The organism is Streptomyces sp. NPDC001549 (genome assembly GCF_042894025.1).
Taxonomy (GTDB): Bacteria; Actinomycetota; Actinomycetes; order Streptomycetales; family Streptomycetaceae; genus Streptomyces; species Streptomyces kutzneri.
In genome coordinates this window covers 43,848-57,025 of the sequence record NZ_JBIAVJ010000016.1, presented here as the reverse complement: position 1 = coordinate 57,025, position 13,178 = coordinate 43,848, and the positions used below count along the sequence as shown (strand labels likewise).

Sequence of the window (13,178 nt, the reverse complement as noted above, 5' to 3'; positions counted from 1 at the left end):
CTCAGGTTCCGTAGGGGGAACCCGTTCCGCCCATCTGCTGCTGCAGGGCTCCGGGGTTGTAGTGCCACCAACCCTCGATGATCTCTCCCTCCAGGCACCGGAACGTGGTGCTCCCGGACATGTAGTACGTCTTCCCGGTCGGTGCGACTCCCATGAACGGGCCCTTGTGGATGCCGGTCCAGTTCCACACCGTCGTGACCATGTCGCCCTCGGCCAGCTGGGCCGTCGGCTCGAAGGTCATGTCGAAGGCCGCGCGCCACGTCTCCATGTCCGACCGCATGGAGCCGCGTCCGATGACGGTGGACTCCGCCTTGCTGGCGTCGTGGTCGATGTAGTTCGTCGCGAAGCACTCGTCGAGGACGCTCATGTTCCCGGCCATGGCCGCTTCCTCGAACACCCGGTTGGCGAGCTGCTTGTTGAGGTGCTCGTCGCGGACCACGTCCAGGTTCATGAACTTCGGCATGCCTTCGCAGAGAGCCACCATCTCCTGGAACATGCGGTCCGTCTCGGGGAGGTGGGAGTTCTTCATGGCCTCCTCGTACGAGGCGAACTCCACCATGTCCACGTAGTGGTTCCGGGCCTCGCGGTCCTGGCCGATCATCGTGTGCGTGGCGGTGCGCCTGCCGCTGCTCTGCTCCGCCCAGCGGTCGATGAGTGCGTTCATCTCGTCGAACCGCGTCGTCTCGTAATCGATCACTTGTACGAATGTCATCGCGTCGCCTCCCGCGCTGGATGGGACAGGTCCAGTTTAGGGAGATTTCACCCGGTCGGCTGCTTGTGGCGGGGCTGCTCGGGGCACCCTCCGGGGCTACTGGGGGCCGTACTTGCGGCCCGTACGCGAAGACACCCCGCCCAGCAGCCCGCGCGGCGTCAGCTTCACCACGCCCATCAGCGCCTTGTACCGCGGGTCCGGGATCGACACCGTCTTCCCGCGGGCCAGGTCGGCCAGGGCCGCGGCCACCAGCTTGTCGGCGTCCAGCCACATCCACCCGGGGATGTTGTCCGTGCCCATGCCCGCCCGCTCGTGGAACTCCGTCCGGACGAAGCCGGGGCACAGTGCCATCAGCCGCACCCCGGACCCGCCCAGGTCCCGCGCCGCGCCCTGGGTGAACTGCACGACCCAGGCCTTGCTCGCCCCGTAGGTGCCGCGCGGTACGAAGGCGGCCACCGAGGCCACGTTGATCACGCCGCCGCGGCCGCGCGAGCGCATCGATTCCGTGGCCGCCGAGGTCAGCCGCAGGACCGCCTCGATGTGCACCTTCAGCATGGTCAGCTCGTCGGCCATGGAGACTTCGAGGTAGCGGCCCTTGTTGCCGAAGCCCGCGTTGTTGACCAGCAGGTCCACCGGGTGGGTGCGGTCGTCCAGGCGCTGCTCGACCGCCGCGATGCCCTCCTCCGTGGAGAGGTCGGCGGCCAGCACGTCGGCCTCGATGCCGTGCCGGTCGTGCAGCTCGGTGGCCTGCTCGCCGAGCCGCTTCGCGTCCCGTGCCACCAGCACCAGATTGTGTCCCTGGGCGGCCAGCCGCCGGGCGAAGGCGGCGCCGATGCCCGCCGTGGATCCCGTAATCAACGCAGTCGTCATAGGCGCAACCTAGCTTCCCGGGGTGACGGCGTTACCTCGCCCCGGCCCCTGCCCCGTACTTCTCCACGTACAGGCGAACCCGCTCGCGGGCCTCCGGCGCCATCGCCTCGCCCGCGGCCAGGGTGCGCGGCAGCAGCTCCCGCTCGGTGGTGAAGGCGCGGAACCACAGCTGCACCGTCACGTCGTGGTCCGGCCGGTGGATGATCCGGATCGGGTCGCCGGGGGAGACCGAACCCTCCTCGATCACCCGTAGATAAGCACCCGGCCGGGCCTCCTCGGTGAACCGCTTGACCCAGCCGGGCTCGCCCATGGCCCCCTGGAAGGTCCGGCACGGGATACGGGCCGAGGCCGCTTCGAGGACGACGTCGGCGCCGACCCGCCAGCGGTCGCCGATCCGTGCGGTGTTCAGGTCGATGCCGGAGGTGGTGAGGTTCTCGCCGAAGAGACCGCCGGGCAGCTCGCGGCCCAGCAGGCGCTCCCACCGGTCCAGGTCCTCGCGGGCGTACGCGTAGACGGCCTGGTGGTCGCCGCCGTGGTGGCGCCGGTCGCAGATGGCGTCACCCTCCAGGCCGCTGCCGAGGCCGGTGGCCCTGGGGCCCGGGGCGGCGACGTGGACCGGTCCGGGGACGGGGCGCTTGCCGATGCCCGTCACCCCGCCCTCCGCGTCCGTGTAGTCGGCGGCCGTGGCGCGGCCGAGGTTCACAGAGATCAATTGCATGGAGCCCATGGGACCACGCTAACCGAGCCGGCCTCAAAGCGGCGTCGGGGTATTCACTCGTAAATCAAAGTAGGGCTTATGCTCGAAGGGTGATCGAAGCACGCCATCTCCGGGTTCTGCGCGCCGTCGCCGGGACCGGGTCCTTCTCCGCCGCCGCCCGCGAGCTCGGCTGCACCCAGCCCGCCGTCTCCCAGCAGATGAAGGCGCTGGAACAGTCGGCCGGCACCCCGCTGCTCATCCGCACCGGCCGCGAAATGCGGCTCACCCAGGCGGGCGAGGCCCTGGTCCGCCATGCCGTGGGGATCCTGGCCGGGCTGACCGCCGCCGAGGAGGAGGTCGCGGCCATCGCGGGGCTGCGCGCGGGCCGGGTCCGGCTCGTGTCCTTCCCCAGCGGCAGCTCCACGCTGGTGCCGACCGCGCTCGCGGCGATGCGCGCCGAGCACCCCGGGACCCGTATCTCGCTGGTCGAGGCGGAGCCGCCGCGTTCGGTGGAGATGCTGCGCGAGGGGGACTGCGACCTGGCGCTGGCCTTCCGCTACGGCGGGGCGGCCCATTCCGCCGCGGAGTGGGACGACCTCGTGGTGCGGCCGCTGCTGACCGACCGGCTCGTGGGGCTGGTCCCGGAGGGGCACCGGCTGGCCGGGGCGGAGCGCGTGGGCATGGCGGATCTGGCGGACGAGCCCTGGATCGCGGGCTGTCCGCGCTGCCGCCGCCATCTGGTGGACGTGTGCGAGGGCGCGGGGTTCACCCCGCGCATCGACTTCGCCACCGACGACTACCCGGCGGTGGTCGGTCTGGTCGGCGCGGGGCTGGGTGTGGCGGTGCTGCCCGAGCTCGCGGTGGAGTCCGTACGGGCCAAGGGCGTGAGCACGGTGGCGGTGGAGCCGGCCGTCGAGCGGGAGGTCGTGGCGCTGACCCTCCCCGACCTGGCCCGGGTGCCGGCCGTGGCCGCGACCCTGGCCGAGCTGGAGCGGGCGGCCGCGCGCTGACCCGCGTCCGCCCCCGGCGGCGGCCGGGGGCGCGCACCTCGCGAGGCCGGGTACGGCCGAACGGGTGAAACGCGGGCCGGGCGGCGACACGCCCGGGCGTGCTGGTGATTCGAGGAAACGTTCCTTCGGACGTTTCGTCGGCTCTCAGTTCGGCGCGATCGGTCCGATCGCACTCGATGCGGGGATCAGGCGATGCCGGGCGCGGCCCATCAGTTCCTCGCGCTCGTCCTCGGTGAGGCCGCCCCACACCCCGTAGGGCTCTCGGACGGCGAGTGCGTGCGCGGCGCATTCCGAACGCACCGGGCATCTCATGCAGACCTCTTTAGCCGAGGCCTCGCGCGCGCTCCTGGCCGCGCCCCGCTCGCCTTCCGGGTGGAAGAAGAGGGAGCTGTCGACCCCGCGGCAGGCGGCTAGCAGCTGCCAGTCCCAGAGGTCGGCGTTCGGTCCGGGGAGGCGGGAGAAATCTGCCATTGGTAGTCCCTCTTGGTGCCGGTACTGAGGCGGATACGGTCCATGTCTCCACACCTACTGTCGGAGTAGATGTAAATATGACTCATTGGGAATCTAGCCTCAGACACGTGCCAAACGGAAGGAAAGCCGCCAAATAGGGCATAGCTCCAGATGGAGGACAAGCAGCTCGTGGCTCCTGCACCGTGATCGCTTCCTCACGTAGAGTGCTGAAGGTGTCCGTCCGACCCGTAACTCTTTCGAGTGACCATCGTTGAGAGTGCGAAGGCGGTTGAACCAATAAGTTCTCGGACAGGTGTCCGGGGGCATCGACCGCACAGGTGACGATACGTACCAGCCTGGAGGCTCAAGGTGACGCGCATCAGCAGCTGCGGAGGGCGGTCATGACATCCGTCCTCGTCTGCGACGACTCCCCGCTTGCCCGAGAGGCGCTCCGCCGCGCGGTTGCCACCGTGCCCGGCGTCGAGCGTGTGACGACGGCTGCCAACGGCGAGGAAGTCCTCCGCCGCTGGGGCGCCGACCGCTCCGACCTGATTCTGATGGATGTACGGATGCCCGGGCTGGGCGGTGTGGAGACGGTCCGCCGACTGCTCTCGGCCGACCCCGGCGCCCGCATCATCATGCTGACGGTCGCCGAGGACCTGGACGGCGTGGCCCTCGCGGTCGCCGCCGGCGCCCGTGGGTACCTGCACAAGGACGCCTCGCGCGCCGAACTGCGGGCCACGGTCACCCAGGCCCTCGCCGACCCGACCTGGCGACTGGCCCCGCGCCGGCTCCGCTCGGCCGAGATGGGCGCCGCGCCCACGCTCACCGCGCGCGAGATCCAGGTGCTGGAGGGCATGAGCCACGGCCGGTCCAACGCGGAGATCGGGCGCGAGCTCTTCCTCTCCGAGGACACGGTCAAGACGCACGCCCGCCGGCTGTTCAAGAAGCTCGGCGCCTCGGACCGGGCGCACGCCGTGGCACTCGGTTTCCGCTGGGGTCTGGTCCGCTGACCTCCCGGTCGTGGCCGGGCCCGGCCCGGTCCGCCGCAGGCCGCTGATCGTCGAGAGCGGTCCCGTCCGCCACCCGCGGACGGGGCGGCGCGCCGCCCTCGACGGCCCTTGTCGTCGAGGGCATCCCTGCCCCCGCCGTACCCGGTGCGCACCTGGGGATTGGCGGGGCACAATCCGGGGGACGTCTCGCTTCGTGCGCGATGCCGCATCCTTGAGGGTGTGGAGTCTCTCGGGGACTATTCGGCCGAGCGGGAGGGGAGGGCGCAGATGATGAGTTCCGGCGCACCTGCTCATAACGCTTCGATGCACAACAAGGGCCATGGCGGCGCGGATGCTCCGGCGCCAAGGCACCATGGATTGATGCGCGACGACGAGGCCCTGGGGTCACCCGCGGCCACTGGCCCGACCGGCGCCGCCAAAGGCGGCAGTGCCGGGGGCGTCAGCGCGCTCGTACGCAGGGCGGTGGAGGGTGACGAGCAGGCCACGCACGACCTGCTCGCCTTCGTGCACCCCCTCGCGATCCGCTACTGCCGCACCCGGCTCTCGCGATTGCCGGGTGACGCTCGTCACTTCGTGGAAGACCTGGCGCAGGAGGTCTGTGTCGCCGTCCTGATGGCGCTGCCGCGCTACCGGGACACCGGGCGCCCCTTCGAGGCGTTCGTCTTCGCGATCGCCGCACACAAGGTCGCCGACCTGCAGCGGGCCGCCATGCGGCACCCGGGCAGCACGGCCGTGCCCTCCGACGAGATGCCGGAGCGGCCCGACGACTCGCTGGGTCCGGAGGAGCGCGCGCTGCTCAGCAGCGACGCGGCCTGGGCCAAGAAGCTGCTGGCCAACCTTCCGGAGAACCAGCGCGAGCTCCTCGTACTGCGGGTGGCCGTCGGGCTGACCGCGGAGGAGACCGGGCAGATGCTCGGAATGTCCCCGGGGGCCGTGCGCGTGGCCCAGCACCGCGCGCTCAGCCGGCTGCGGGCACTCGCCGAGCAGTAGGCGGAGATGCGGCGCCTCGCGGTCCGTGCGGTCTCGCCGCCGTCCGCGTGCAGGTCCGTACGCGCCCGAACCGGTGCGTGAGGGTCCGTGCACGTCCGTACAGGTCCGTACAGGTCCGCGCCGGTAGCTCGGTGTGGGCCTCGGTCGCGGTCTGCAGTCGTAGGAAACGACGAAACTTCTGCTTGACCTTGGTCGTGGAATGAGACGCGTCGGGATCCCGTTAGCATGGACATCCGCGCTGAGCAAGACCATTTGGGAAGGTGTCATGACCGCCGACGGAGTGCCCGACAAATTCGCCACGCTCGGACTGACCTACGACGACGTGCTGCTGCTGCCGGGCGCGTCGGACATGGCGCCTGATGCGATCGACACCTCTTCCCTCATCTCGCGCAACGTGCGCGTGAACGTTCCGCTGCTGTCCGCCGCCATGGACAAGGTCACCGAGGCCCGCATGGCCATCGCCATGGCCCGTCAGGGCGGCGTCGGCGTGCTGCACCGCAACCTCTCCATCGCCGACCAGGCCAACCAGGTCGACCTGGTCAAGCGCTCCGAGTCCGGCATGGTCACCGACCCGATCACGGTGCACCCGGACGCGACGCTGGGCGAGGCCGACCAGCTCTGCGCGAAGTTCCGCATCTCCGGCGTCCCGGTCACCGACCCCGCCGGCAAGCTCCTCGGCATCGTCACCAACCGCGACATGGCCTTCGAGTCGGACCGCAGCCGCCAGGTGCGCGAGGTCATGACCCCGATGCCGCTGGTCACGGGCAAGGTCGGCATCTCGGGCGTGGACGCCATGGAGCTGCTGCGCCGCCACAAGATCGAGAAGCTTCCGCTGGTCGACGACGCGGGCATCCTCAAGGGCCTCATCACGGTCAAGGACTTCGTCAAGGCCGAGAAGTACCCGAACGCCGCCAAGGACAAGGGCGGCCGGCTCCTCGTCGGCGCGGCCGTCGGCGTGGCCGGCGACGCGTACGAGCGCGCCCAGGCCCTGATCGAGGCGGGCGCCGACTTCATCGTCGTCGACACCGCCCACGGTCACTCCCGCCTGGTCGGCGACATGGTCGCCAAGATCAAGTCGAACTCCACCGTCGACGTCATCGGCGGCAACGTCGCCACGCGTGACGGCGCCCAGGCGCTGATCGACGCCGGCTGCGACGGCATCAAGGTCGGCGTCGGCCCCGGCTCCATCTGCACCACCCGCGTCGTCGCCGGCATCGGTGTCCCGCAGGTCACCGCGATCTACGAGGCCTCGCTCGCCGCCAAGGCGGCCGGTGTCCCGGTCATCGGCGACGGCGGCCTCCAGTACTCCGGCGACATCGCCAAGGCCCTCGTCGCGGGCGCCGACACGGTGATGCTCGGCTCGCTGCTCGCGGGCTGCGAGGAGTCCCCGGGCGAGCTGCTCTTCATCAACGGCAAGCAGTTCAAGTCGTACCGCGGCATGGGTTCGCTCGGCGCGATGCAGTCCCGTGGCGAGCAGAAGTCCTTCTCCAAGGACCGCTACTTCCAGGAGGGCGTGGGCGGCGACGACAAGCTCATCCCCGAGGGCATCGAGGGCCAGGTCCCCTACCGCGGCCCGCTCTCGGCGGTCGTGCACCAGCTCGTCGGCGGCCTGCGCCAGTCGATGTTCTACGTCGGCGGCCGCACGGTCCCCGAGCTGCAGGACCGCGGCCGGTTCGTCCGGATCACCTCGGCGGGCCTCAAGGAGAGCCACCCGCACGACATCCAGATGACGGTCGAAGCACCGAACTACTCCCGCCAGGGCTGAACGGTATGAGCTGAGGGGGCGGGTCCATCGGGCCCGCCCCCTTCGCCGTGCCCGCGCCGGCGTCCGTACAGCGGTCACCGGAACGCGGGCCCCCGGGGTTCGGGGATACTGGACGGGCAGACCCAGAGGAAAGGCCACCACACGTGACTGAGATCGAGATCGGGCGCGGCAAGCGCGGCCGCAGGGCGTACGCGTTCGACGACATCGCCATCGTCCCGAGCCGGCGTACCCGGGACCCGAAGGAGGTCTCGATCGCCTGGCAGATCGACGCGTACCGCTTCGAGCTCCCCTTCCTGGCCGCCCCCATGGACTCGGTCGTCTCCCCGAAGACCGCCATCCGCATCGGCGAGCTCGGCGGCCTCGGCGTGCTGAACCTCGAAGGCCTGTGGACCCGGTACGAGGACCCGCAGCCGCTGCTCGACGAGATCACGGAGCTGGACGAGGACGCGGCCACCCGCCGCCTCCAGGAGATCTACTCCGCGCCGATCCAGGCGGACCTGATCCGGCAGCGCATCAAGGAGGTGCGCGACTCCGGTGTCGTCACCGCCGCCGCGCTCTCCCCGCAGCGCACGGCCGAGTTCTCCAAGGCCGTCGTCGACGCGGGCGTGGACATCTTCGTGATCCGCGGCACCACCGTGTCCGCCGAGCACGTGTCGGGCGCCGCCGAGCCGCTGAACCTCAAGCAGTTCATCTACGAGCTCGACGTCCCGGTCATCGTCGGCGGCTGTGCCACCTACACGGCGGCCCTGCACCTGATGCGCACCGGCGCGGCCGGTGTCCTCGTCGGCTTCGGCGGCGGCGCCGCGCACACCACGCGCAACGTGCTCGGCATCCAGGTCCCGATGGCGACCGCCGTCGCGGACGTGGCCGCGGCCCGCCGCGACTACATGGACGAGTCCGGCGGCCGCTACGTGCACGTCATCGCCGACGGCGGCGTGGGCTGGTCCGGCGACATCCCGAAGGCCGTCGCCTGTGGCGCGGACGCCGTGATGATGGGCTCCCCGCTGGCCCGTGCCACCGACGCGCCCGGCAAGGGCAACCACTGGGGCATGGAGGCCGTCCACGAGGACGTGCCGCGCGGCAAGAAGGTCGACCTCGGCACCGTGGGTACCACCGAGGAGATCCTCACCGGCCCCTCGCACACCCCGGACGGCTCGATGAACATCTTCGGCGCGCTGCGCCGCTCGATGGCCACCACCGGCTACAGCGAGCTCAAGGAGTTCCAGCGGGTCGAGGTCACGATCGCGGACTCGCAGCACAGCCGCTGACCGCTTCGCCGTACGCCGGAGGGCCGGCACCCCGCTCGGGGTGCCGGCCCTCCGGCGTGTGCGGGGCGCCGGTCAGGCGGCGGCCTTGCGGGCCGTCTGGAACGCCGCGTAGGCGCCGATCGCGAAGAAGAGGACCGAAATCGGTTCGAACGTGTCCACGTAGGACTGGTGGACCTGGGCGATCTCGCTCGTGAGCAGCTCGGGCACCGAGACCGGGTAGTCCTTGGAGATGGCGATCGCCTCGGCCAGGACGTAGCCCGCGTAGACGCCGGCCAGCGTCAGGAGGGCGCTCACCGTCGGGAGGGCGGGGTTGTTGCCGCCGAGGCGGACGGCGGCAAGGGCGACCAGGAATCCGACACCGGCCGCCGCGTAGCCGATCTGGTACTCGATCGCGCCCATGAGGCCGCCGTAGGCGGCGCCCGCGGCCAGGGCGGTGACGACCGCCCCGAGGATCGCCAGGGCGAGGTTGCCGCTGCGGGCCGGGGCCGGGGCGGGAGCCGCCGTGTAGGAGTCGGGCGCGGGCGGCGTGAAGTTCTGGCTCATGGAAAATCCCCCCAGGGATACGCACGCACAGTTGTCCAGGGGGACGTATGTGCGAGATAAGTGACGCCGCAGGCTAGCAGCAGCCCCGGACATCTGCTGGGGAGATTTTCCCGGGCTCAGAGGCGGTGGGCGGCACCCACCGGGCTGGCGCCGCGGGTGTCCAGGAGCAGCTGGGCCTTCACGGCGAGTCCCTGCAGGTCGTAGGTGCGGTGGTGCTGGAGCAGGATGGTCAGGTCCGCGTTCGCGGCGGCCTCGTAGAGCGACTCGGCGCGGGGGACCGGCTGGTCCCTGACCCGCCAGCCCGTGATGTACGGGTCGTGGTAGCTGATCAGCGCGCCCAGGTCGAGGAGGCGGCTGGCGATCTCGCGGGCCGGGGAGCCTTCCTGGTCGGCCAGGTCGGGCTTGTAGGTGACGCCGAGGAGCAGGACGCGGGCCCCGCGGGCGGATTTGCCGTGCTCGTTCAGCAGGGTGGCCGAGCGCTGGATGACGTACTGCGGCATCCGGTCGTTGATCTCCTGCGCCAGTCCGACCATGCGCAGCGGGTGGCCGGGGGTGCGGGTGGTGTGGGGGAGGTAGTTCGGGTCGAGGGGGACGCCGTGGCCGCCGACTCCGGGGCCGGGGCGGAAGGCCTGGAATCCGTACGGCTTGGTCTCGGCGCAGCGGATGACGTCCCACAGGTCGACGCCGAGGTCGTGGCAGAGCACCGCCATCTCGTTCATGAGGGCGATGTTGACGTGGCGGTAGTTCGTTTCGAGGAGCTGTACGGTCTCCGCCTCGCGCAGGCCGCGGGCGCGGACCACCTTCTCGGTGAGGCGAGCGTAGAAGGCGTGCGCGGACTCCGTGCAGGCGGGGGTGAGGCCGCCGATCACCTTGGGGGTGTTGGAGATGCCGTGGGTGCGGTTGCCCGGGTCGAGGCGGCTGGGGGAGTAGGCCAGGTGGAAGTCCCGGCCCGCCCGCAGCCCGGAGCCGGCTTCGAGGATCGGGCGGAGGTAGTCCTCGGTGACGCCCGGGTGGGCGGCGGATTCGAGGATCACGGTGGTGTGGGGGCGCAGCCGGGCGGCGAGCGCGCGGCCGGCCTCGCCGACGGCGGAGAGGTCCAGTGCGCGATCGGCGCCGAGCTGGGTGGGGGCACAGATGACGGCCGTGCGGACCCGGCCGAGCTCGGCGGGGTTGGTGGTGACCCGGAAGCCGGCCGCCGACATGCGGCGGATCTCGGCGGCGGAGAGGGTGGAGTCCGTGACCGGACCGCTGTCGTAGCCGACCGTCTCGATTCCGGCGGCGACGGCCGCCTGGGCGAGTGGGAGGCCGAGATGGCCGAGTCCGATGACGGCGAGATCTGCGGGCATGGGGGTGCCGTCCCTTCCCTGACATGAGGGGGCTGCCGCGCAAGTTCTCCGGGGGACAGGGAAGCTGGCGCAATGTCAGACTAGGCTTATATATGACAGATATGTCGCATTCCGGAGCGAACGCCACCGTTGTGTTGTCCACAGGCGGTGGCTGATGTGGGTGCGGGCGGTCAGAATCGTGGAACGGGGCATGTGAGCGGGATCTCATCCGCACCAACGGGAGGCAGCCGTGAGGACAGCGACACTGGGGCCGGTGCAGCGGGCCGAGGCCCTCACCCGGATGGCCGAGCGGGAACTGGACGTGCTGGTGGTGGGCGCGGGCGTGGTGGGCGCCGGCACCGCGCTCGACGCCGTGACGCGCGGCCTGTCGACCGGCCTGGTGGAGGCGCGGGACTGGGCCTCGGGCACCTCCAGCCGCTCCAGCAAGCTGATCCACGGCGGCCTGCGGTACCTGGAGATGCTCGACTTCGCCCTCGTGCGCGAGGCGCTGAAGGAGCGCGGGCTGCTGCTGGAGCGCCTCGCCCCGCACCTGGTGAAGCCGGTGCCCTTCCTGTACCCGCTGCAGCACAAGGGCTGGGAGCGGCTCTACGCCGGCGCGGGCGTCGCGCTGTACGACGCGATGTCGGTCTCCAGCGGCCACGGGCGCGGCCTGCCCGTGCACCGGCACCTGTCGCGGGGGCGCGCGCTACGGGTGGCACCGGCGCTCCGCAAGGACGCGCTGGTGGGGGCCCTGCAGTACTACGACGCCCAGATGGACGACGCGCGCTACGTCGCCACGCTCGTGCGGACGGCCGCCGCGTACGGGGCGCACTGCGCCAATCGGGCGAGGGTCATCGGCTTCCTGCGTGAGGGCGAACGGGTCGTCGGCGCGCGGGTGCGGGACGTGGAGGGCGGAGGTGAGTACGAGATCCGCGCGAAGCAGGTCGTGAACGCGACGGGGGTGTGGACGGACGACACCCAGGCGCTGATCGCGGAACGCGGCCAGTTCCACGTACGGGCCTCGAAGGGCATCCATCTGGTCGTACCGAAGGACCGGATCCATTCGAGCACCGGACTGATCCTGCGGACCGAGAAGTCGGTGCTGTTCGTCATCCCGTGGGGCCGCCACTGGATCGTGGGAACCACGGACACCGACTGGGACCTGGACAAGGCGCACCCGGCGGCGTCGAGCGCGGACATCGACTACCTGCTGGAGCACGTGAACTCGGTGCTGGCGGTGCCGCTCACGCGCGACGACGTCCAGGGCGTGTACGCGGGCCTGCGGCCGCTGCTGGCCGGGGAGTCGGACGCGACGAGCAAGCTGTCGCGCGAGCACACGGTGGCACACCCGGTGCCGGGGCTGGTGGTGGTCGCCGGGGGCAAGTACACGACGTACCGGGTCATGGCGAAGGACGCGGTCGACGAGGCCGTGCACGGCCTGGACCAGCGGGTGGCGGAATGCGTGACGGAGGACGTGCCGCTGGTGGGGGCGGAGGGATACCGGGCGCTGTGGAACGGGCGGGCGCGGATCGCGGCCCGGACGGGGCTTCATGTGGTGCGGGTGGAGCACCTGTTGAACCGCTTCGGATCGCTGACGGAGGAACTGCTGGACCTGATGGCCGCCGATCCGGGACTGCGTGAGCCGGTGTCCGGGGCGGACGACTACCTGCGGGCGGAGATCGTGTACGCGGCCTCGCACGAGGGGGCCCGGCACCTGGACGACGTACTGACGCGGCGGACACGGATCTCGATCGAGACCTTCGACCGGGGGACGCGGTCGGCCCGGGAGTGCGCGGAGTTGATGGCGCCGGTGCTGGGGTGGGACAAGCAGCAGATCGAGAAGGAAGTGGAGCACTACGAGAAGCGGGTCCAGGCGGAACGGGAATCGCAGCGCCAGCCGGACGACCAGACCGCGGACGCGGCGCGGCTGGGCGCGCCCGACATCGTTCCGTTGTAACTCCGGGATGTGGAGGGGGGAACCGTAGACCCGGGGCGCCCGTCCGTTGCGGAGTGAGGAAGAATGAGGGTTCTGCCGGGGCGGGTTACCGCGGGCCCCGGCCGCCGGGTCGCTCAGCCGCTGGGGCAGGCGGAGCAGCGGCACGATTGCAGAGGGGACGCATGTCGAAGCCGGAGCACACCGAGTCGCCTGCGGCGAAGCCCAGCAGCGCGAAGTCTGCGGCTGGTGCCGTGCCTTCGGACGCACCTGCCGGAGCGCCTGCCGGGTCGCCGGTGGCGAAGTCCGAGGGTGCGAAGCCTGTGGCCGATGCTGCGCCTGTGGCGGAGCCCGAGAACGTGAAGCCTGCGGCTGCCAAGCCGGGGCTGCGCAAGGACGTGCCCGCGCCCAAGGCGAAGCCCGAGGCGAAGAAGCCTGCGGCGGAGCCCGGGGCCGAGAAGCCCGTGGCTGACGCTGCGCCTGCCGGGTCGCCTGCGGCGGAGTCTGAGGGTGCGAAGCCTGTGGCCGATGCTGCGCCTGTGGCGGAGCCCGAGAACGTGAAGCCTGCGGCTGCCAAGCCGGGGCTGCGCAAGGACGTGCCC

At 71.1% G+C, this 13,178-nt stretch carries 12 protein-coding genes and 1 pseudogene; 7 read left to right on the top strand and 6 right to left on the bottom strand.

Annotated elements, in window-relative coordinates; all coding sequences use genetic code 11:
• Position 1 precedes the first annotated feature (1 nt).
• From ACFY04_RS24745 to ACFY04_RS24735, 3 genes are all read right to left on the bottom strand, one after another.
• Entirely contained in the window at positions 2-712 is a 711-nt protein-coding gene (locus tag ACFY04_RS24745) for an ester cyclase (RefSeq protein ID WP_389119674.1), read from the bottom strand.
• 96 nt (positions 713-808) lie between these two features.
• Positions 809-1,582 carry an SDR family NAD(P)-dependent oxidoreductase gene (locus ACFY04_RS24740; protein WP_389119672.1) on the bottom strand — a complete coding sequence of 258 codons (774 nt, stop codon included), beginning with the start codon at positions 1,580-1,582 and terminating at the stop codon, positions 809-811.
• A gap of 31 nt (positions 1,583-1,613) precedes the next feature.
• The gene (locus tag ACFY04_RS24735) at positions 1,614-2,300 is read right to left on the bottom strand and encodes an MOSC domain-containing protein (protein ID WP_389119671.1); all 687 of its coding nucleotides are present in this window, start codon (positions 2,298-2,300) and stop codon (positions 1,614-1,616) included.
• A gap of 89 nt (positions 2,301-2,389) precedes the next feature.
• Between ACFY04_RS24735 and ACFY04_RS24730 the strand changes: the two genes are divergently transcribed.
• The gene (locus ACFY04_RS24730; protein WP_389119668.1) at positions 2,390-3,289 is read left to right on the top strand and encodes a LysR family transcriptional regulator; all 900 of its coding nucleotides are present in this window, start codon (positions 2,390-2,392) and stop codon (positions 3,287-3,289) included.
• Positions 3,290-3,433: 144 nt separating this feature from the next.
• On the opposite strand, the gene ACFY04_RS24725 is transcribed toward ACFY04_RS24730, so the two are convergent.
• Positions 3,434-3,760 carry a WhiB family transcriptional regulator gene (locus ACFY04_RS24725; protein ID WP_030011164.1) on the bottom strand — a complete coding sequence of 109 codons (327 nt, stop codon included), beginning with the start codon at positions 3,758-3,760 and terminating at the stop codon, positions 3,434-3,436.
• Between the two features lie 380 nt (positions 3,761-4,140).
• Here ACFY04_RS24725 and ACFY04_RS24720 point away from each other — a divergent pair, with 380 nt between their 5' ends.
• The 4 genes from ACFY04_RS24720 (at position 4,141) to ACFY04_RS24705 (ending at position 8,775) form a co-directional block, all read left to right on the top strand.
• Entirely contained in the window at positions 4,141-4,752 is a 612-nt protein-coding gene (locus ACFY04_RS24720; RefSeq protein ID WP_003948568.1) for a response regulator transcription factor, read from the top strand.
• A gap of 360 nt (positions 4,753-5,112) precedes the next feature.
• A complete protein-coding gene (locus ACFY04_RS24715) occupies positions 5,113-5,742 on the top strand; it encodes a sigma-70 family RNA polymerase sigma factor (protein ID WP_030389108.1) in 630 nt (209 codons plus the stop codon).
• A gap of 265 nt (positions 5,743-6,007) precedes the next feature.
• Positions 6,008-7,507, top strand: coding sequence for an IMP dehydrogenase (gene guaB, locus ACFY04_RS24710; RefSeq protein ID WP_389119665.1), 1,500 nt, complete (start codon positions 6,008-6,010; stop codon positions 7,505-7,507).
• A gap of 143 nt (positions 7,508-7,650) precedes the next feature.
• Complete coding sequence (locus tag ACFY04_RS24705) at positions 7,651-8,775, top strand: GuaB3 family IMP dehydrogenase-related protein (protein ID WP_389119663.1); 1,125 nt, start codon at positions 7,651-7,653, stop codon at positions 8,773-8,775.
• A gap of 72 nt (positions 8,776-8,847) precedes the next feature.
• Here ACFY04_RS24705 and ACFY04_RS24700 read toward each other — a convergent pair whose 3' ends face one another.
• Both ACFY04_RS24700 and ACFY04_RS24695 read right to left on the bottom strand, forming a co-directional pair.
• A complete protein-coding gene (locus ACFY04_RS24700; RefSeq protein ID WP_389119661.1) occupies positions 8,848-9,318 on the bottom strand; it encodes a hypothetical protein in 471 nt (156 codons plus the stop codon).
• Between the two features lie 116 nt (positions 9,319-9,434).
• Positions 9,435-10,664, bottom strand: a complete 1,230-nt coding sequence (locus ACFY04_RS24695) for a nucleotide sugar dehydrogenase (RefSeq protein WP_314248222.1) — start codon at positions 10,662-10,664, stop codon at positions 9,435-9,437.
• Between the two features lie 229 nt (positions 10,665-10,893).
• Here ACFY04_RS24695 and ACFY04_RS24690 point away from each other — a divergent pair, with 229 nt between their 5' ends.
• The gene (locus tag ACFY04_RS24690; RefSeq protein ID WP_389119658.1) at positions 10,894-12,600 is read left to right on the top strand and encodes a glycerol-3-phosphate dehydrogenase/oxidase; all 1,707 of its coding nucleotides are present in this window, start codon (positions 10,894-10,896) and stop codon (positions 12,598-12,600) included.
• Positions 12,601-12,761: 161 nt separating this feature from the next.
• Positions 12,762-13,178, top strand: a pseudogene (locus tag ACFY04_RS24685) (hypothetical protein); the annotation flags it as partial.